Annotated in this window: 15 protein-coding genes and 1 tRNA gene; 10 read left to right on the forward strand and 6 right to left on the reverse strand. The window is 68.0% G+C overall.

Features of this window, described 5'->3' with window-relative positions; all coding sequences use genetic code 11:
- Positions 1-100: 100 nt before the first annotated feature.
- The 3 genes from AAF604_00520 (at position 101) to AAF604_00530 (ending at position 7,552) form a co-directional block, all read left to right on the forward strand.
- Positions 101-1,894 (forward strand): sigma 54-interacting transcriptional regulator, encoded by a 1,794-nt coding sequence (locus AAF604_00520; GenBank protein MEM7048107.1) that lies wholly within the window; start codon positions 101-103, stop codon positions 1,892-1,894.
- A gap of 37 nt (positions 1,895-1,931) precedes the next feature.
- Positions 1,932-5,960, forward strand: a complete 4,029-nt coding sequence (locus AAF604_00525; GenBank protein MEM7048108.1) for an ATP-binding protein — start codon at positions 1,932-1,934, stop codon at positions 5,958-5,960.
- Positions 5,961-6,028: 68 nt separating this feature from the next.
- Positions 6,029-7,552, forward strand: a complete 1,524-nt coding sequence (locus tag AAF604_00530) for a hypothetical protein (GenBank protein ID MEM7048109.1) — start codon at positions 6,029-6,031, stop codon at positions 7,550-7,552.
- 19 nt (positions 7,553-7,571) lie between these two features.
- Here the strand turns inward: AAF604_00530 and AAF604_00535 are convergent, their stop codons facing one another.
- Positions 7,572-9,161, reverse strand: coding sequence for a sulfatase-like hydrolase/transferase (locus AAF604_00535; protein ID MEM7048110.1), 1,590 nt, complete (start codon positions 9,159-9,161; stop codon positions 7,572-7,574).
- A gap of 175 nt (positions 9,162-9,336) precedes the next feature.
- Between AAF604_00535 and AAF604_00540 the strand changes: the two genes are divergently transcribed.
- The 4 genes from AAF604_00540 to AAF604_00555 all read left to right on the forward strand — a co-directional run bounded on the left by AAF604_00540 (position 9,337) and on the right by AAF604_00555 (position 15,220).
- Positions 9,337-11,343, forward strand: a complete 2,007-nt coding sequence (locus tag AAF604_00540) for a S9 family peptidase (GenBank protein ID MEM7048111.1) — start codon at positions 9,337-9,339, stop codon at positions 11,341-11,343.
- Positions 11,340-13,274 carry an oligopeptide transporter, OPT family gene (locus tag AAF604_00545; protein ID MEM7048112.1) on the forward strand — a complete coding sequence of 645 codons (1,935 nt, stop codon included), beginning with the start codon at positions 11,340-11,342 and terminating at the stop codon, positions 13,272-13,274. The genes AAF604_00540 and AAF604_00545 overlap by 4 nt, the downstream gene beginning before the upstream one ends.
- 4 nt (positions 13,275-13,278) lie before the next feature.
- Entirely contained in the window at positions 13,279-14,070 is a 792-nt protein-coding gene (locus tag AAF604_00550) for a glutaminyl-peptide cyclotransferase (protein MEM7048113.1), read from the forward strand.
- A 139-nt stretch (positions 14,071-14,209) separates the two neighbouring features.
- Positions 14,210-15,220, forward strand: coding sequence for a TIGR00266 family protein (locus AAF604_00555; protein MEM7048114.1), 1,011 nt, complete (start codon positions 14,210-14,212; stop codon positions 15,218-15,220).
- Positions 15,221-15,307: 87 nt separating this feature from the next.
- On the opposite strand, the gene AAF604_00560 is transcribed toward AAF604_00555, so the two are convergent.
- The gene (locus tag AAF604_00560; GenBank protein MEM7048115.1) at positions 15,308-15,562 is read right to left on the reverse strand and encodes a hypothetical protein; all 255 of its coding nucleotides are present in this window, start codon (positions 15,560-15,562) and stop codon (positions 15,308-15,310) included.
- A 165-nt stretch (positions 15,563-15,727) separates the two neighbouring features.
- Between AAF604_00560 and AAF604_00565 the strand changes: the two genes are divergently transcribed.
- The 3 genes from AAF604_00565 (at position 15,728) to ald (ending at position 17,484) form a co-directional block, all read left to right on the forward strand.
- Positions 15,728-15,803 (forward strand) — tRNA-Gly (locus tag AAF604_00565).
- A 125-nt stretch (positions 15,804-15,928) separates the two neighbouring features.
- Entirely contained in the window at positions 15,929-16,375 is a 447-nt protein-coding gene (locus AAF604_00570) for a polymer-forming cytoskeletal protein (protein MEM7048116.1), read from the forward strand.
- Positions 16,372-17,484 carry an alanine dehydrogenase gene (gene ald, locus AAF604_00575; protein MEM7048117.1) on the forward strand — a complete coding sequence of 371 codons (1,113 nt, stop codon included), beginning with the start codon at positions 16,372-16,374 and terminating at the stop codon, positions 17,482-17,484. The genes AAF604_00570 and ald overlap by 4 nt, the downstream gene beginning before the upstream one ends.
- Positions 17,485-17,577: 93 nt before the next feature.
- On the opposite strand, the gene AAF604_00580 is transcribed toward ald, so the two are convergent.
- From AAF604_00580 to AAF604_00595, 4 genes are read right to left on the reverse strand one after another with little or no spacing between them, the layout of a single operon-like run.
- Positions 17,578-18,564 (reverse strand): RluA family pseudouridine synthase, encoded by a 987-nt coding sequence (locus AAF604_00580; protein ID MEM7048118.1) that lies wholly within the window; start codon positions 18,562-18,564, stop codon positions 17,578-17,580.
- Positions 18,545-19,060 (reverse strand): signal peptidase II, encoded by a 516-nt coding sequence (gene lspA, locus AAF604_00585; GenBank protein ID MEM7048119.1) that lies wholly within the window; start codon positions 19,058-19,060, stop codon positions 18,545-18,547. The genes AAF604_00580 and lspA overlap by 20 nt, the downstream gene beginning before the upstream one ends.
- A 22-nt stretch (positions 19,061-19,082) precedes the next feature.
- Positions 19,083-19,712, reverse strand: coding sequence for a thiamine phosphate synthase (locus AAF604_00590; GenBank protein ID MEM7048120.1), 630 nt, complete (start codon positions 19,710-19,712; stop codon positions 19,083-19,085).
- A gap of 20 nt (positions 19,713-19,732) precedes the next feature.
- Entirely contained in the window at positions 19,733-19,996 is a 264-nt protein-coding gene (locus AAF604_00595) for a hypothetical protein (protein MEM7048121.1), read from the reverse strand.
- Positions 19,997-20,071 lie beyond the last annotated feature (75 nt).

The raw sequence follows: 20,071 nt of genomic DNA on the forward strand, positions 1-20,071 counted from the left end.
CGTCTCGAAATATTCTTCTAGCAGGTCTGGAAAGGACGCGAAGCGGACTTTTTCAGCAGGCTGCTAGCGAGGGCGTCCCCAATCGGGAGGGTTGGACTGCATGTATCGCATCGTCGTTTTCGCTCCAGACGGGGTCAAGCGATTTCCCGTGACTCGGCGGGAGCTGGTGCTGGGGAGCGATGCCGCCTGCGACGTCGCCTTGCCCTACACCGGCGTCGCCCAGCAGCACGCCCGCCTGAGGCTCGATGGGGACGGGGTCGTGATCGAGGACCTCGGCGCCCGCAAGGGCGTTTTCGTGAATGGCGAGAAAGTTCGCAAGGCACGCCTCGAGGAGCTCGAGGAAGTGCGCCTTGGAGGATTGACGCTGCTGCTCGAGGAGGTCCAGCCGGAGGAACCGGAGGAGGAGACGCCGGCGGTCGAGGAAGAGGAATCGGAGGAGTGCTCGATCTCCGCCGAGCGCATGGTGGATCATTTGGCGCGGCTCAGCCAATGGGTGCTCGAAGATGTCGAGAGCCGCGTCACGCTCGAGTCGCTGCTGCAGGAGATCCTGGCGGACTTCGGTGGTGGTGCCGTCATGCTGCTTCACGGTGAGCTCGCCAAGGCGGGCATCAAGCTGCTGGTGGCGAGCGATGACCAATGGCTGACCGGCGGAGAAGAGCTGGTCGACCAGATTCTCGAGCGCTCCCTGCCGGAACCGCACAGCGGGGGGGTCTTCACCGGCACCCTCGAAAAGCGTCCGACCTGGATCTGCCACCACTCCTTCCGCGCCGTCGAGCGTTCCTACACGCTGGTGTTCGCGATCCCCGACTACGAGCCGGAGGAGTGGAGCCCGGTGGCGGCTCTGCGCGCCCTCGGCGAGCTCGTCATCCTCGGTCTGGTACACCACGTCGGCTGGTTCGAGCCCATCCTGCCGGGGCGCCGCGAGCAACCCGACCTGATTCTCGACCCCAGCCTGGTGGCCGGTGAGTCGATGGCCATGAAGCGCGTGCTCGAACGGCTGCGGGGCGCCGTCGATCCGCCGATTCACGTTCTGCTGCGGGGCGAGGCCGGGGTCGGCAAGGAGGCCCTGGCGCGCACTCTCCACATCTCGAGCTCTCGACGCGATGGTCCGCTGGTGGTGGCGACCTGCGCCGGCGCGAACGCCACCCAGATCGAGGCCGATCTCTTTGGGGCCGAGATTCGTGGCAAGGAAGGTCCCGTCCGACGCGAGGGCAAGCTGATGCTGGCGGACGGCGGGACGCTGTTTCTCGACGACGTGGAGAGCCTGCCGATCGAGCTGCAGGCGCGGCTGGTGCGCTTTCTGCGCTCGGGCGTCGTCGAGCCGGCCGGCAGCGAGCAAGCCACCAAGGTCGACGTCCGCCTGGTGGCCTCGAGTCGCGGTCCCCTCGAGCCCTTCGTCGCCCGCGACCAGTTCCGCGTCGACCTGGCCTACCGTCTGTCCCAGTCGGCGATCGACGTACCGGCCCTCCGCGAGCGCCGGGCCGACCTGCCGCTGCTCATTCAGACCAGCATCAACCGCTTCTGCCACGAGACCGGCAAACGCATGCAAGGCATCACCGTCAAGGCGATGTCGGCCCTCTTGGCCTACGACTATCCGGGCAACCTGCCGGATCTCGAGAATGTCGTACGGCAGCTCGTCTACATGTGCCCGGTCGGGCAGCCGGCGGACGTCAACCTGCTGCCCGAGAAGGTCCGACGAAGCTCCGTGAGCATGCCGACGACGGCCGACATCTCGGACCTCAATCTCGAGCGTCTGGTGTCCCAGACCGAGGAATCGGCGATTCGCGAAGCCTTGCGCCGCACCGCCGAGAACAAGTCCCAGGCGGCCCGCCTGCTCGGCCTTTCCCGCAACGGCTTGAGCGCCAAGATGAAGCGCTTCGGGCTCGAAGACTAGGCCGCTCCGGTCGTTCCGCAGAAGCGCTCGACAACCCATGCCAAAGCCCCCCCTTGGCCGACGGCCGCCCGCAGACGTCGGCGGTGAGGGTGACGCCGACAAGGCCGCCAGTCGTCCTCCGGTGGCGGCGGCAGTGAGCCGGCCGGGGCGCTCCCTGGGGGCCGTCTTCCTCCTGCTGGCGGCGCTGGCGGCACCCGCCTTGGAGCAGGCCTGGTGGCCGGCCGTCGGACTCGCCGCGTTCGCAATCGGTGCAGCCATCCTCTTGCCGCCGGGGCGCCAACGCTGGACGGTGGTGCTACCGCTGGCCGTCGCGGCCGCGGCGCTCCTCTGGGGCGACTACGAAGCGCAGCGCTTCGATCTCACCTCGACGGCGGGCCAGGAGAGGGCGGCGCGCGCCTACCGTCATCTGTGGGGCGATCTCGAGGCGGCGGCGCGAGTCACCGCGACTCGCTTGCCGCCGGATCGGGAAGACCATGTCGGCAACTTCGATCGTTTGAGCGAGGCGGCGATCGGCGACTTGACCGTCGCGCTGGTCGATCCCGACGGGACGCCCCGTGAGTGGTTCGGTCCGGGCTTGCTCCACGACCTGACGGCATCGGATCTGCCGCCATCCGGTCCGACCTTCGCGGCCGGTTTTCGCTCCGTCACCCTGGCCTACGTCCTGCCGCTGGACGACAGCCGCCGGCCCTGGCGTATGGTCTCGGCGCGCACGGACCCGGTCGATCGCCTGCCCTTTGGCGCCGGCGTCGCCGGGCCGCTGCGCTGGTCGCTGATCGACCAGGCCGACGAGGCTCACCCGGAAAGCCATCAGATCTCCGTCGCGGGATATCCCACTCTGGTGGTGCGGACCCTCTCCGGCCCGCGACCGCAGCCCTGGCGGTCTCTTTCCTGGTGGGCCCTGGGGGTCGCCTTGCTCGGCCTGTGCTGGTTGCGTCGCCCGCAGTCGGTGCAGACCGCGGTGCTCGCCGCCGGCGGCGTCGCCGCCTGGGGTTGGGCTCTCGCCGCGAGCCCTCCGGAGATCGCCCTCGCGGCCTTCGCCGCGGCCCTCGCCGCTTGGGCTGGAAGCGGTCGCCTGGGGGCGGTACTGCCGCTGGCCGGCATCACCGCCGCTGCCACCTTCGGCGCCGCCCTCGGACTGCAATGGGCCGGTGGCTCGGACCCCTCACCGGACGCTGTTCTGCCCCTCGCCGTCGGGCGCCTCACCTTGACCCTGGTGGCCTTTGCCGGGCTGCGACTGATTCGCCCGCGTGCCGGAGCCGCCGGCGGCGTCGGAGGATTGATCGGCGGGGCCGTCCTGCTCGTCGGTGCGGCCCTGCAGGACTTTCTGCCGGTCGCGCTGCTGGCCCTGGTGTTGGGCACGATGCTGCTCGCTCGCTGGCTGGCTCGTGGCTCGTTGTCGGCGGGAACCGGTCGCGCCCTGCTGACCCTCTCGCTGGCCGCCGCGGTGGCAGCCCTCGCCTGGGGGAGCGCGCAGCGGCTGAGCCTGCGGCAGGAGCTCAAACAGTGGGCGGTGGATTGGGGACAGGACGGCGCTGCCGCCCAGGCGTTGGCCTGGTCCCGCGAAGTCTCGGCGGCCTTCGAAGGCGAGAGCTTCGAGGCTTTCCTGGCGCGCTCACCGGAGGATCTGGAGCGCCAGGATCTCGCCCTGGCGCTGTGGCAGGACTCGCCCTTGGCGCGCCTCGGAACCCTCTCGGCGCTGCAGGTCGAGCCCTTCGAAGGGCCGCCTTCGACTTTCGGTTTCGGCCTCTCCGTCGATGGCGACCCCAGCGATCCCGCCCTGCGCCAGGGAGCGGAGGCGGCCGACGAGATCACTCTGACCTATCGCGGCGAGCCCTGGGGCTGCGCCCGCTTCCGCTTGTGGGTCGGGCCGGCCTTCGGCCTTTCGTCGGAGCGTGACCCGAATCTCGAGGGAACGCTCCTGCGCTCGGCGTCCGAAACCGTCTCTCAACTTCCCGCTGGAGCCGAGCTCGAGAGCGCCGTGGTGGTCGGTGATGCCGGCGAGCAACCATCGGGCGATGCCGGCTTTCGCCTCGACTACCAGGGCAGCCCCTGGCACTGGCGGCTGGCGGTGGGGCCGGCGGAGGTTCTCCGCCTGCCGGTGCTGGGCGTGGGCCGCGCCTTGCTGCGCGCCGGGTCCTTCGTTCTCGGGGTGTTGCTGGTGGCCGGCATCGTCGCTGCCCTCGCCGTCCCCCTGACCCTGCCTCCGGGGTCCCTCGCTGCCGCCCTTCAGCGCGTGCTGCGGTCCTACTCGAAACGCCTGGTCCTGGTCTACACGCTGCTACTGCTACTGCCCCTGATCGTTCTCGACCTGCTGCTTCTCGCCACCGTCGAGCGCCGCCTGGTGGGCGAGCAGCAGCGGCGCGGACTGCTCGCCTTGGAGACCGCCGAAGGCATGGTGCGGGAGCTGCTCTCCACGCCCCAGCCGGGCTTCGGCATCGATCCTTCCTTCGCCGACGAGCGCATGAAGGAGATCGCGGCCACGGTGCGCAACGATGTCAACCTTTACTGGCGTAATCGGGTGTATGCGTCCAGTCGCAGCGAGCTCTACGCTGCCGGGCTGCTGCCGGCCCGTATTCCGGGTGATATTCATCACCTCTTCGAGCAGGGCAGTGAGGTGCGCTCGCGGGTGACCGCTGCCGGCGCCACTTCTTACCTGGAGCTCTATGCCGCCGTTCGGGTGCCCGGCAGCCGGGCGTCCGGTGGCTTCGTGCTCGCCATGCCTTTGCTCGCCGAGCAGAAGGAGGTGGCCCGCGAGCTCGCCGATCACCGCCGGCAGGTGGCCGTCATCACGGCGGCCTTGTGCGCCCTCCTGATCACCGTCGGGTCGCGTCTGGCGCGCAACTTCACGACTCCCCTGACGGAGCTGGTCGAGGGCACGCGGCGGATCGCGGCGGGGGAAGAGTCCCTCGGCCTGGCCCCGCGGGAGCTCGAGCTCGCCTCCCTGGTCGAGGCCGTCGACGAGATGGCCGGCAAGATCGCCGAGGGGCGGGCCAAGCTGATCCGCGAAAAACAGGTGGTGGATCGGATGGTGGAGAACATCACCGCCGGTATCGTCTCGGTGGATCGCGAGGGTCGGGTGATGATGCGCAACCGGGTCGCTTCGGACCTTCTCCGATTGGAGATCGGCGACCCGCTACGGGAGGCGTTCCGCGACCGTGAGGCGATGGCGCCGCTGCGGGCGTTCTTGGCGCGCGTCCGCGATCGGGCGATGCAGGAGACGGTCGAGCTGCCGGCAGCCGGCGAACAGGCCACCGAGGGTGGCCGCGAATGGAACCTGGTGTGGGTGCCGTTGCCGGGCGAGCGCGAGCCGGCGGCCTTGCTGGTGGTCGAGGACATCACCGAGACGCTGCAGGGGCAACGGCTGGCGGCCTGGGCCGAGATGGCCCGCATCATCGCCCACGAGATCAAGAACCCGCTGACGCCCATCCGGCTCAATGTCGAGCACATGCAGCAAGTCTGGGGCGATGGCCGGGCGGGGCGCTTCGAAGCGGTGTTCGAGCGCTGCACCAGCAACGTCTTGGCGCAGGTCGCGGAGCTGCAGCAGATCGCGTCCGAGTTCTCGACCTACAGCTCGATTCTGCAGATCGATCCGCAGCTTCAGGACTTGCGGGAGGCGATGGCGGACCTCGTCGGCCCCTATGTCACGGCGCCGCCGGAAGGGGTCGAGGTGAGCTTCGTCGGCCCGTCCGGAGACCTGATGGCCCGCTTCGATCGCAAGCTTCTCGGGCGAGCGATTCGCAACCTGATCGAGAATGCGCTGCGGGCCAGCGCCGGCGGTGGGGTGGTGACCGTCGAGCTGGCGTCGCGCCTCCAGGAGGCCAAGATCGCGGTGCGCGACAGCGGCCCCGGCGTGCCCACGGAAGACCTCGGAAGGATCTTCGACCCCTACTTCTCGACCCACGATTCGGGGACCGGACTCGGCCTGCCGATCGCGCGCCGCGTGGTGCGCGAGCACGGGGGCTCGATCCAGGCCCGCAATCGCAGCGCAGGCGGGCTCGAAGTGGTGATTACAATACCCCTCGGATGGCGCGAGGCCGAGGGGGCGGACCCGGATTCGGTTTCCTGACCCCTCGCTTTGCCGGTCGTCCGACGGAATCAATTGTGGTTTCTTTTTCTTCGAGGTCTTTCACCGGCATGTTTCGAGCGCCGATTCGCCATCTTCCCCGTCCCTTGAAGGGCGCGCCGAGTCACTTCCCGAGGCTCGCCGCCATGCTCCTGCTGGTGGCCTGCTCGTGGGCCTGTGGCGGCGCGGCGGAACGGCCGATCAAGGCGGCCGGCTCGGTGCTCTGGATCGAACCCGCGACGGTTTCTTCCCTCGATCCCGAGCGCGTCGACCAGCTACGCCAGGCCGGCATTCGAGAGCTCTTCCTGGAAGGCGCCGAGATGCGCTGGGAGGGCTCCCAGCCGACGCTGACGGGAGAGCCGGTCCCGCGTTCGCTACCGCGAGCCCCCGTGACCTTGGTGATCCGCGGCCCCTGGCCGCGGGCGCTGGCCGATGACGCCGAGGTCGCCGCCGCCGGTTTGGACGCCGCCCTCGACCGCCTGCGCCTACAGGCCGAAGGGCAGGGAATTCTTCCGGTCGGGTTCCATTTCGCGCCGGCAGCCGGTGAGCCCTATTCGCTGGCGTCGCTGGCGGCGGTGCTCTCCGCCCGGCAGGGCACCGACCTCTTTCTCTCGATCGAGATTCCGCCCCGCACCCTGGGTACGGACGAGGCCGCCGAGGCGGTGCGGGCGGCGGACTTCGTGGTCGCCAACCTGCTCGGTCAGCGACCGGAGGAGGCGGAGCGTCCGGAGGCCTGGCGCAGCGCCGACGCCGACGCAGCCGTCGCCGCCCTCGAAGCCCTCGGAGCGCGCTACCTGGTCGGGGTGGTGACCCTGGGGGCGGCCTACCGACTCGGGGGCGACGGCGAACGGGTGGCGATGACCACCCAGGCTTCGCCCAAGGACCTGGTGCGTCACCGGGCCCTCGAGCGAACCCGGGCGCGGCTCCTCGAGGGCTGGGATCGTCGCGTGCTCGGTGCTCGGGCGGTCCGAGCCACCGAGCTCGCCGGCTGGAAGTTGGCCAAGGGCGAGAAGGTCGAGGCGATCCAGCTCCTGCCGGTGCACCTGATCGATCTGCGAGATCGACTGCGTTTCGACAACCTGTCGGGCTATCTCGGCGAGTCCTACTATCGCTTGCCGCGCACCGGCGAAGGTCTCTCCCTGGCGGTGGCCGACCTGGTCGACGCCCTCACCGGGGTGACCACCGAGCCCCACCTCGAGATCTCCATTCCACAGCGCCAGACGAGCGGTGAAACGGTGGCTTTTCGCGTCTGGTTGCGCAATCTCAGCGAGCGCTCGACGGACGTTGCTTTCTATGACCAGAACTATGTCGAGGTGACGGTCGAGGGCGGGGTGGTGGTGGATGTCGCCCCCGGCGAGTTCGAGCGCTACGCCTTCGAGCAGGATGGCCTGCCGATCCGCAACATGCGCGCCCTGCGCTCGGCCAATGGCGTCAAGCTCTTCGTGCCCATCGTCGAGGGCGGTGACGCCGTGCGCAGTGGCACCATTCTGGTGCGTGGCCGGCCCGGTCGCCCGCCGGCCCTGATCGTCGGCGGGCGCTTCCTGCTCCCCGGCGGCGGCGAGATGACCCTCGCCCGGCGCGCCGTCGCCCAGTAGCAAGCGGGTCTGCGATCCCTCAGAGGTAGCCCAGGCTGCGCAGCAGGTCCCGCTGCTCGTCCGTCAGCTCCTCCTTGGCGCGCTCGTCGAGGGCCCGGCGGTGACGCACCAGCTGGCGCTCGAGGCGACGCTCGAGGACCTCGCCATCGCTGCCGCCATCGCCACCGGCGAGCTCGTCGGGAGAGCGCGTCAGGTCGACCGTTTGGCGCCGCCTGATGTTGGCGTAGTCCTGCCAGAGCACCTTCACCGGCCAGCGATAGCCGGCCAGGCCGACGATCTCCTCCGGTTGGGTGGGGGAGAGGCCATAGCTCCACCATTCGTCGCTCGGCGGGCACTCGGACGGCTTCTCCCAGCAGGGTCGCAGAGAGCGACCGGTGATGCCCGGTGGGCTGGCCAGCTCGAGGAGGTCGAGGAGGGTCGGCGTCAGGTCCGCGGAGAGGGCGGAACGGTCGGTGATCCGCCGGCCCGCCGGAATCGCCGGGCCGCGCAGCAGAAAGAGAGTGCGGAGCTGGTCCTGGTAAACGAATGGCGCGTGGCCGACCATGCCGAGGCGATAGAGCGCTTCGCCGTGATCGGAGGTCAGCACCCAGAGGGTCTTCGAGCTGTCGCCGAGGGCCCTCGAGAGGCGGCCCAACTGCTGGTCGACGAAGGCGACCTCGTGGCGGTACTCGGTGATCGCTTCGGCTTTCGATTGGCCGAGGCGGCGGCCGCGGAAGATCAGATCGACTTCGACGGCCTCGTCGCCGGGGTTCGAAAGGACCAGCGACCAGCTCGGCTCGAGGCGAATCTCCTCGCCCGGGCCGGGGGGCGGGACGGCACCGGTCCAGGGCGCCAGGTTTTCCGGCACCAGGAGCTCCAGCACCAGGTAGCTCGCCGTCGGTTGCGGAGGCGGCAGGGCGCGGAAGGTCACCTGATGCTCCCCTGGAGGCAGCGGGAACACCACCGAAAAGTGTTCCTTCGAGGCCAGGTCCCAGGTGCCGAGAGGGGCGCCCTCGAGGTCGAGGGCGAGATCCGGTGGGCTGTGCCGGCGACGATAGGGCTCGTGGGGATCGGAGAGATGGACCCAGAGGAAAATTGGCCGGTCTCCCTGCTCGGCGATCCAGCTCTCGGCGAGGTCGAGGACCTCGTCGCCGTAGCGATAGGGACGCGGATGGGCGAAGCGGTCGTCGTAGGTTTCGAACCCCTGGTCGAGGCCGAACTGACGGCCGAGCACACCCAGAGAAGGAAAGGCAGCCGTGCGATAGCCGGCTTCGCGCAGGACCTCGGCCAGCGTGGTCAGGCTTTCCGGAACCGTGTCACCGTTGGCCATGACGCCGTTGTCGAGGGGCGCCGTTCCGGTGAACAGGCTGGTGTGGGCCGGCAAGGTCAAGGGCACCGGAGTGTGGGCCTGCTCGAACAGCAGGCCCTGACGGGCGAAGCTGGCCAGCTCGGGCGTGGTGTCGACGGTGGGATCGAACAGGCTGGTGAACTCGACGTTCAGGGTGTCGAAGGTCACCACCACGACGCGCGAGTAGCGTGGGTGAACGCCTTCCGAGCTGCAGGCGAGAAACGCCAGAGATGCCAGGAGAATGGTCGCCAGCGGTCGCGCGCGGAGAATTCGAGGCCACATGTCGAAGATCCTAACGCCGGGAAGAGTAGAATGCGTCGACATCTCGAGGAACGAGGGACGACGACGTGAACTCAACGGAGAAGGAGGAGGAAGGCCCATGCTGGCGAATGAATTACCGAGACGGAGGGGGCTGGGAATCCTACTCGTGGCCGTGCTCGCGATGAGCGGCCCGGCGATGGCGGCAGAACGTGCGATCACGGCGGAAGATATCGACGCCCTGCGGAGCGTCAACGCGGCCGAGATCTCACCGGACGGCACCCGGATCGCATACACCGTGTCGATCCCCCGCAATCCCTTCGAAGAGGACAATGGTCCGGCCTGGAGCGAGCTCCACGTGATCGGCTCAGATGGCGTCAGTCGGCCCTTCATCACCGGCGAGGTCAACGTCCAGGACATCTCTTGGACTCCCTTCGGCGACGCCATCGCCTTCCGCTCGAAGCGCGACGGCGACGACCACACGGCGGTCTACCGCATCGCCCTCGGCGGCGGCGAAGCCCGGCGCATCGCCGCCCATGAAACGGCGATCACCTCCTACAGCTTCAGCCCGGACGGCAAGCGCCTGGCCTATCTCGCCAAAGACGCCGAGGACAAGGACAAGAAGGATCTCGCCGAAAAGGGCTTCGATGCCGAAGTCTTCGAAGAGGATGATCGCTGGGTCAAGGTCTGGATCCACACCATCGACGGAGACGAGGAAGCGCGCGCCCTCGAGCTCGATGGCTCCGCTTCGGAGCTCCACTGGGCACCGATCGGCAACCAGATTGCCGTTGCCCTGGCGCCGAGCTCGCGCATCGACGACCACTACATGCTGCGCAAGATCAAGGTGGTCGACAGCCAGAGCAGCGAGGTGCTCGGCGAGATCGACAACGAGGGCAAGCTCGGGGAGGTGGCCTGGAACCCGACGGCGACCCATCTCGCGATGATCTCGGCGGTCGACAAGCACGATCCCCGGGAAGGTCGTTTGATGGTCGCCGAGGCCAGCGGCGGCAAGCCCTCGGACGTCTTGCCGCACTATCCGGGTCACGTGCGCGACATCCAGTGGATCGACCCGGAGCGCATTCTTTTCCTCGGCGGTGAAGGGGTTCAGACCAGCTTTGGCCGGGTGGCCTTCAACGGTCACGCCCATCGCGATTTGCTGGGCGCCGCCGGCCGACCGGCCTGGACCAGCTTCAGCGTCTCCTCCGGCGGCGGCCAGGTGGCCTTCGTGGGCCAGTCGCCGCAGCACCCGGCGGAGCTCTTCCGCTGGGCCGTCCGCGAGGCCGAGCCGACGCGCCTGACGCACAGCAATCCGGTGCTCGAAGAGATTCGCCTCGCTCCTCAGGAGGTGGTCGAGTTCGCGGCCCGCGATGGCCTCGAGCTGGAGGCGATTCTGATCCGTCCCCTCGACGAGCAGAAGGGCACCCGCTACCCCTTGATCCTCAGCGTTCACGGCGGTCCCGAGTCCCACCACGACAACGGTTGGCTGACGACCTATTCGAGCCCTGGCCAGCTCGGTGCCGCCCACGGCTATGCGGTGCTCTACGTCAACTACCGTGGCAGCACCGGCCGCGGTCTCGAGTTCTCGAAGCTCAGCCAGGCGGATCCCGGCGGCAAGGAGTTCGACGATCTGGTCGACGCGGTCGAGCACCTGATCGCCGAGGGCCTGGTGGACCGTGAGCGGGTGGGCATCACCGGCGGCTCCTACGGCGGCTACGCTTCCGCCTGGGGAGCGACCAAGCTGACCGAGCATTTCGCCGCCAGCGTCATGTTCGTCGGCATCTCGGAGAAGATCGCCAAGTCGGGCACCACCGATATCCCCAACGAGGAGTATTTGGTCCACGCCCGTCGCTGGCCGTGGGAGAAGTGGGACTTCATGGTCGAGCGCAGCCCGGTGGCCTACGTCGAGCAGGCGCGCACCCCGATCCTCATCCTGCACGGCGCCGAGGACCCGCGGGTCCACCCCAGTCAGTCGTTGATTCTGTACCGCTACTTCAAGATGGTGGGCAAGACTCCGGCGCGCCTGATCTGGTATCCGGGCGAGGGCCACGGCAATCGCAAAGCCGCGGCCCGGATGGACTACAACCGCCGCATGATGCGCTGGTTCGACCACTACCTGAAGGGGGAGGGCGGCGATCCGCCGCCGGCGGAGCTCGACTGGAGCGCCCACCAGGAGGCCGACGACGCGGCTGAGGAAGGCGCCGAGTGAGCAACGGCGAGCAACAGAAGAAGCCCTTCGCGCCGTATTTCTCGGCCGACGAGAGCCCTGCCGAGCTGACCTTCAAGGCGGTGCTGGCGGGCATCCTCTTCGGTGTGCTGTTCGGCGCCGCCAACGCCTACCTGGGACTCAAGGTCGGGCTGACCATCTCGACCTCGATTCCGGTGGCGGTGGTCACCGTTGCCGCCTTCCGAACCCTCGGCAAGGCGGGAGTCAAGACCAGCCTGCTCGAGGCCAACCTGTCGCAGACCGTCGGCTCGGCTTCGAGCTCCGTCGCCAGCGGCGTGATCTTCACCCTGCCGGCGCTGTTCCTCTGGGGGCTGGCTCCGTCGCTGCTGCAGATGACCACCTTGGCCCTCGCCGGCGGCCTGATCGGGATCCTGTTCATGATCCCGTTGCGACGCTTCCTGATCGAGCGCGAGCACGGCAAGCTGCCCTATCCCGAGGGCACCGCCTGTGCCGAGGTCCTGCAGGCCACGGAAAGCGGCGGAGGGCGCGCCAAGAACGTCTTCTTGGGGCTCGCCGTCGGCGCCTTCTTCAAGGCCATCTTGGGCTGGATGAAGGCCCTTCCGGGCGATCTCGAGGTCCATATTCCATTCCTCAAGAAGGGCCAGCTCGGCACCGAAGTGTCGGCGGCCCTGCTCGGCGTCGGCTACATTCTCGGCGTGCGGGTGGCCTCCATCATGGTCGGCGGCGGCCTCCTCGCCTGGCTGGTGATCATCCCGATCATCGCCACCTGGGGTGAGGGCCGAGGCGCGCCCTTCTATCCCGAAACGGTGCTCACCATCTCGGAGATGAGCGCCGGCCAGATCTGGAACCGTTACGTGCGCTATATCGGTGCCGGGGCGGTGGCGGCGGCCGGCATCATCACCTTGATCCGCAGCATCCCGACCATGATCGAGAGCTTCAAGGTCGGCACTCGGCAGCTCCGCCAGCGCCTCGACGCCAGCGGCGTGGCGCAGGCGATTCCGCGCACCAGCCGCGACCTGCCGCTGCCGGTGGTGGGAATCGGCGTGGCCGCCGTCGCGCTGGTGCTGACGGTGATCCCGGAGGCCTTCGGTGCGATCGAAGGCCTTGCTCCGCGCGCCGTTGCCACCGTCCTGGTGGTCATCTTCGCCTTCTTCTTCGTCACCGTGTCGTCGCGCATCGTCGGCCTGGTCGGCGTCACCTCGAATCCGACCAGCGGCATGACCATCGCCACCTTGCTCGGCACGGCGGGGATCTTTCTCGCCCTCGGCTGGACCGACGATGCCGGCAAGATGGCCGCCCTGACGGTCGGCTCGGTGGTCGCCATCGCCGCCTCCATCGCGGGCGATACGTCGCAGGACCTGAAGACCGGCTTCATCCTCGGAGCCACTCCCCGAACCCAGCAGATGGGAGAGCTGGTGGGAGTCCTCAGCTCGGCTTTCTTCGTCTGTCTGACGGTGATGATGCTGGGCCAGGTCTACGGTTTCGGCTCGGCCGAGCTGGCGGCGCCCCAGGCGACCCTGATGAAGCTGGTGATCGACGGCGTCCTCGAGCAGGCCTTGCCCTGGGGGCTGGTCGGCATCGGCGTGTTGATCGCCATCGCCGCCGAGCTCTGCCGGATTCCGAGCCTGCCCTTCGCGGTCGGCGTCTATCTGCCCGTTTCGACCATGGTGCCGGTGTTCCTCGGCGGTGCTCTGCGCTGGTTCCTGGCTCGCCGCGGCGTCGACGAGAAGGGCCGCGATCGCGGCGTCCTGTTCGGTTCCGGCCTGGTCGGTGGCGAAGGTCTGATGGGAGTCGGAATCGCGGGCATGGCGGCCTTTGCGGCAAGCCGTGGGGAGCGTCCCTGGAGTCTCGGCGCGGAATGGGCGGGAGCTGCCGGACCGTGGCTCTCGGCGGTGCTTTTCGCCGGCCTGCTGTGGTTCTTCGCCCGCCTCTGCCGCAGCCGGGAGGAGTAAACCCGTGATCGCCGGGGGAGGGCCGATCGGCCGCCGGCTGGCGGCCCTCGCCGCCAGCCTGATGGCCTTCGCCTGCGCTGCTCCGGCGGCTCAAGGGGCGGCGGTGCGCGAAGCCTATGTCGAAGTGCTCGAGGTGTTTCCCCACGACGAGCAGGCCTTCACCCAAGGCCTCGAGTGGTACGACGGCGCCTTGCTCGAGTCCACCGGCCAGTTCGGCGAATCGAGCCTGCGGCGAGTCGAGATCTCGAGCGGCGAGGTCGAGAAACGGCGAGAGGTCGATTCTCGGTACTTCGCCGAAGGCCTGACCCGCGTCGGGGATCGCCTCATTCAGCTCACCTGGCAGGCCGGTGAGGCGTTGGTCTACGACGCCGAGTCCCTGGCACCGCGCGGCCGCCTCGACTACCGCGGCGAGGGCTGGGGCCTGTGTTTCGATGGCGAGCGGCTGGTGATGAGCGATGGCTCGTCTCAGTTGACCTTCCGCGACCCCGAGACCTTCGCCGAGCTTTCGACCCTCGAGGTCACCCTGCGCGGCCGCCCGCTGCGCAATCTCAACGAGCTCGAGTGCGTTCACGGCGAGGTCTACGCCAATGTTTTCGGCAGCGACGTCATCGTGGCGATCGACCCGCTCAGTGGTCGGGTCACCCAGATGGTGGACGCCTCCGGATTGCTGCCGCCCTCCGAAGCGCGGCATGCCGATGTCCTCAATGGCATTGCCTGGGACCCGGTGGGGGAACGCTTTCTGGTCACCGGCAAGAACTGGCCCAAGCTCTTCGCTGTGCGCTTCGTCGAGCGCTGACGTTTCAGCCGCCTCCCTTGGTTCCAGGACTGCGGGATCGATACACTGAGGACTTGAACATCCGAACTCTCGCCGCTTGCCGAGGCAGCCGGCGATGGCAGCAGATTTCCTTCGTTCCTGGTCAATGACGGGAGAAACCATGAGTGAAAAGGTTTGGCACGTTTCGGTGCAGGGCCAGCAGCAGGGTCCGATGAGCGCCGATGAGATCGTCGCCGGAATTCAAGCCGGTCGCTTCGACCGCAACTGTCACGTCTTCATGCAGGGAATGGCCAACTGGGAGCCGATCTCGACTCGCGCCGAGTTCGCCGGCGCCTTCGGCGCCGCGCCGGCACCGCCACCGCCGCCGAGCCCGGGCAGTGCTCACGAGATCGACTACGAGATTTTCGGCGAGGAGATGCAGTACGTCGAGGTCACCCTCGACCCTCAGGAGGCCTGCATCGCCGAGGCCGGTGCCTTTATGTACATGGACGATGGCATCGAGATGGAGACCATCTTCGGCGATGGCTCGGGGCAAAACGCCGGTGGCGGCCTGATGGGCAAGCTGATGGGGGCCGGCAAGCGAGTGCTGACCGGAGAGTCCCTGTTCATGACCATCTTCGGCAACCAGGGACATGGGCGCAAGAAGGTCGCCTTCGCGTCGCCCTACCCGGGCAGCATCGTACCCCTCGACCTGCGGCAACACGGTGGACGGATCCTGTGTCAGAAGGATGCCTTCCTGTGCGCTGCCAAGGGGATCTCGGTCGGTATCGCCCTCAACCGCAAGCTCGGTGCCGGACTCTTCGGAGGTGAGGGCTTCATTCTTCAGAAGCTCGAGGGCGACGGCTACGCCTTCGTCCATGCCGGCGGCGCCATCATGGAGCGAGAGCTCGGTGCGGGAGAATCGCTGCGCGTCGATACCGGCTGCCTGGTGGCCTTCCAGCAGACGGTCAACTACGACATCCAGATGGTCAAGGGCATCAAGACCGCGATCTTCGGCGGCGAAGGCTTGTTCTTCGCCACCCTGAGCGGCCCCGGCAAAGTCTGGCTGCAGTCGTTGCCCTTCAGCCGGCTGGCCGGTCGGGTGCTGTCGGCGGCGCCGGGCCTCGGCAAGAGCCGCAAGGGTGAAGGCTCGGCCCTCGGCGGTCTTGGCGAGATGTTGATGGGCGATTAGCGGCGGGCGAGGCCCAAATGCAAAAAGGCCGGAGCGGCGCGTCGGCGCACTCCGGCCTTGCCTCTTCGAGGTGGTTCTGGCTTCGTCTCAGCCGACCGGCGCCTCGACCTTCAGCATGCGCCCCCAAGCCACCCGGAGGTTCTCCGGAAGATCGAGCTCGGCGAAGATCTCCCGCACCTGGTCGCGGCTGACGTAGGTCCAGATGTCGTCCCACTGGGCGTAGCGGAGGAGGTGGGAAATGGCCCAGGCGCGCTGATCGTCAGGGCCTTCGGCCAGGATGGTCTCGAGCTCGGCCTTCATGACCTCGCGGTCCGGAAAGAAATAGAGCGGCTCGTCTTGCACGGTCTCACCGGTAGCGGGTGATTTCCCAGAGGCTTCCATAACGTTTTCAGTATAGCGGTCCTGGGGCGTTTGGCAAGCTCCCGAATTGCGGTGTTGCTCCGGCCCTTCGGTGGTTGCTTGACCCTCCGCCGCGGGTCGGCTAGATTCCTCGGGTCGGTTTGACAGGCGGGCATAACTCAGTTGGTAGAGTGCAAGCTTCCCAAGCTTGATGTCGCGGGTTCGAGTCCCGTTGCCCGCTCCACCCGATGTACGAGTCGAGCAGGGCGACCAGGACGGTCGCGAGCTACCTCCCAACCGTGAGAGACCGCTGTCGGCGGCATTGGCCTCGAGGCCGCTGTCGCGAGCGGCAGGCCGAAAGGGCTGAGCATGTCGATTTTTCGCCGCGACCAGGAGTCCGCTCCTTCTCCCCAGCCGAGCGCTCCGCGTTCCTCCACCGTTTCCAGCACCGTCAGCAACGCGGCCTCCGTGGTGGCTCCGGGCACCCGCATGGCGGGCAAGATCTCCGGCGCGACCCGCCTTCAGGTGGATGGCGAGCTCGAGGGTGAGATCCATCTCGACGCGGAGGTGGTGGTCGGGGCGGCTGGCAAAGTCGACGGCCAGATCACGGGGCGTTCGGTGCTCGTTGCAGGCCGGGTGGTGGGCAATATTCAAGGGCTCGAGCGCATCGAGGTCCAGGCCTCCGGCAAGGTCGAGGGAGATCTGTCGGCGCCGCGGGTGGTGATTGCCGAGGGGGCTTTCTTCAAGGGCAGCGTCGAGATGGGGAGCAAGCAGGGGAGTCCACGGAAGCAGGGCGCGAAAGGGGCGGCACCATGAAGATCGGAATTCCGAGTGAGGTCAAGGATCACGAGTATCGGGTGGGCATGACGCCAGCCGGCGTTCACGCCCTGGTCGCCGACGGCCACGAGCTCATGGTGCAGGTCGGAGCCGGCGACGGCAGTGGATTCGGAGACGACGAGTATCGCGAGGTCGGGGCGACCTTGATCGAGGAAGCCGACGAGGTCTGGCAACGGTCCGAGATGATCATCAAGGTCAAGGAGCCGGTGCCGTCGGAGTTTCATCGCATGGTGACCGGGCAGCTCCTCTTCACCTACCTCCACCTCGCCCCCCTGCCGGAGCTCACCGATGTGCTGCTGCAGCGCCAGGTGGCGGGGGTCGCCTACGAGACGATCACCGACCGCAATGGCCATTTGCCGCTGCTCACCCCGATGTCCGAAGTGGCAGGACGGATGTCCGTCCTGGCCGGCGCCAGCTTTCTTCAGAAGCCCTTCGGCGGTCGCGGAACCCTGCTACCGGGCGTTCCCGGCGTGCCGCCCGGCGATGTGGTGATCATCGGCGGGGGAATCGTCGGCCTCAACGCCGCCAAGATGGCCCTCGGCCTCGGTGCGCGGGTGACGGTCCTCGAGATGAGCCTCGATCGTGCCCGCTTCCTCGACAACATCTTCCATGGCGAGGTCACCACCCTGGCGAGCAATCCCCACAACCTGATGGGAGCCCTGGGGCGTGCCGACTTGCTGATCGGAGCGGTGCTGATCCCCGGGCGAGCGGCTCCCAAGCTGGTGACCCGCGAGATGCTGTCCTTGATGAAGAAGGGGTCGGTGGTGGTCGACGTCGCCGTCGATCAGGGCGGTTGCTTCGAGACCACCCGGCCGACCACCCATTCGGATCCGGTGTTCGAGGTCGACGGGGTGGTTCACTACTGTGTCGCCAACATGCCGGGAGCGGTGCCGCGGACTTCGACCATCGCCCTCAACAACGCCACGCTGCCCTATGCGCGAGCCCTCGCCAGCCAGGGCATCCACGACGCCGTGATGCGCGATCCGGGCCTGGCCGAAGGGGTCAACACCTACCAAGGGCAAATCACCTGTGCGCCGGTCGCCGAGTCCCAGGGCCGGCCCTTCAAGCCCTTGGCGGACCTTCTCTAGCAGGCTGGTGAAAGGGCGCCTCGCCGGTTCTTCGCCGGCGATCCCTGATGGTGGGCTCGCAGGAGTCTGCAGTCAGGGACTTTCAGGCGCTCTCTAGGGCGGGGCCGGCAGCTCTCTTCCGGCGAGATCGCGCCAGAGCTCCCTCAGATCGTCCGGCAGGGGGGCTTCGAAGCTCACCGGGCGGCCGTCTCGAGGGTGATCGAAGGTCAGACGGAAAGCGTGGAGCGCCGGTCGGGGAAACTGCCGCAGGAGCTTCTGCCGACGTCCTCGCACCTCACGCCAACGATTCTCGCCATAGACCGGATCCCCAACCAGGGGAAACCGACCGTGCTTGAAGTGGACTCGGATCTGGTGGGTGCGCCCGGTCTCCAAGTCGATCGCCGCGACGCTCGCCGGCGGCTCCCGGTCGAGGGTTCGAAAGTGGGTCCGGGAGGGGCGACCGCCGGCATCGACGGCCATTTCCTTGCGGCGGCTGCGGTGGCGGGCAATCGGCTCGTCGAAGCGACCGGAGTCCGGCAGGTTGCCGTAGACCACGGCGAGATAGGTCTTTTCGACCCGTCGCTCGGCAAAGGCCGAGGTCAGGTGGCGGTAGGCGAGATCACTCTTCGCCACCACCAGGATGCCGCTGGTGTCGCGGTCCAAGCGATGCACGATTCCGGGCCTGCCGACGCCACCGATACCGGCCAGGGCGGGGTACTCGTGGAGCAGGAAGTTGCACAGAGTGCCGTGGTGATGGCCGGCTCCCGGGTGGACGATCTGGCCCGCCGGCTTGTCGAGGAGCAGCAGGTCATCGTCCTCGTGGATGCGGTGCAAGAGCCCCGGCTCGGGAACCACGCGGTCGTCCCGCGGCGGTGGGATCCGGCAGCTCAGCCGCTCGCCCCCCTGCAGCGAGAAGGAGGAGCGGGACGGACGACCGTTCACGGTCAGCTCGCCACTCGCGATCCAGCCCTGGACGCGGTTGCGAGGCAGATCGAGATGGGCCGCGGCGTGGCGGTCGAGGCGTTCGCCGCTGGCCGCCGGCGGAACCGTCCAGGAAACCGCCGTCGGCTCGCCGGTGGTCTCAGCCCCCGGTGGGCTCACGGGAACGGAAGGAGTCGATCACCATCAGCGCGATGCCGACGGTGATGGCGCTGTCGGCAACGTTGAAGGAAGGCCAGTGATGGCTGCCGACATAGAAGTCGAGGAAATCCGTCACCGCGCCGCTCACCAGGCGATCGATCAGATTGCCGATGGCGCCGCCGAGGATCAGCGCCAGGGAGGCGAGCAGGAGACGAGCACGTGCCGGGGTGAGCACGAAGTAGGTGCCGATGGCGCCGAGGGCGACGAGGCCGAGACCGGTGAGCAGCCAAGAGGTCTCGCCGGCCTCCGGACGAGCGAACAGGCCGAAGGCGGCGCCGGTATTGCGGACGTGGGTGAGGTCGAAGAAGCCGCTGATCACGGTGCGCGATTCACCGAGATCGAAGGAACGCTCGATCAGGCCCTTGGTCCAGCGGTCGAGGCCGACGATGGCCGCTGTGATGAGGAGAAAAGCGAGCTTCGAGCCGCGGGCCGAAGTGGATGCAGGGGTCTCGGTCATGGCGCTGGCGATGTTACCTCGTTTATCGCCCCGGGAACCGATCCTCGTGAGCCGCTGAAGAAGGCCAAAGGCGCTCGAATTCAGCAATCAGCGACGGCAGCTCGCGAGGGTCCTGGAAGGTCGAGATTCCGGCGACGCCGTAGGCGCCGCAATCGGCGACGGCCGCCAGCCGGGCCGCCGTGATGCCGCCCAGGGCGAGCACCGGAAGACCTTCTTCGACGGCCTGGCGCAATCCCTCGAGGCCGGGGATGGTGTCGGTCGTGGTCTTGGAAAGGGGCGGAAACACCGGCCCGAAGACGACGAAGTCGATGCCCGCATCGCGGGCGGTGGCGACCTCGCCCGGATGGTGGGTGCTGGCGCCGAAGATCAGGCCCTGGCCAAAGCGCTCGCGCAGGGCGCTCGCCGGCAAGGCGCGCTGGGGCAGGTGGACGCCCGCGGCACCCAAGGTCAGGACGAGATCGATCCGACCGTTGACGAACAGCCGAGGCGAGCGGCCCAGGGCGCGTTTCCCGAGAGCGAGGAGAGAGCGGTCGTCGAGGTCCTTCTCGCGTAGTTGGAGGGCCTCGATTCGGTTGCCTTCGAGCAGGTCGAGCCAGGACTCGAAGTCGCCGGGCAGGGTCTTGCGGTGGCTGATCGCGAGGGTGCGTGGCACTCCGCGCCGCGAGCCGTCGGTCAAGGGGTGTGAGAGCCGCGCAGGCGGCGCCGGCGTTCGAGAAGGGTCTTGAGGTCGTGCAGAACCCACAGCAGGTGGATAAGACCGAAGCCGGTGATGGCACCGCGCAGGGCGGGGCTGAGAAGAACGTCCCGGAGGGCGGCGGGACCGAGCTGCAGTACCAAGCGATCCCAACCCGAGTTCCAGGGGGCAACCACCAGGAAGATTCCCGCCTCGGCGCAATAGATCATGAAGAAAACGAGGAAGAACAGGTCGGATCGCATGAAGACCGGATTCTAGCCCGGATCTCTCACCGGCCTGAAGACCCGGAGCCCTGAGGCGCCGAAAAGCGAAAAGGG

This window comes from Acidobacteriota bacterium (genome assembly GCA_039028635.1).
GTDB lineage: Bacteria > Acidobacteriota > Thermoanaerobaculia > Multivoradales > JBCCEF01 > JBCCEF01.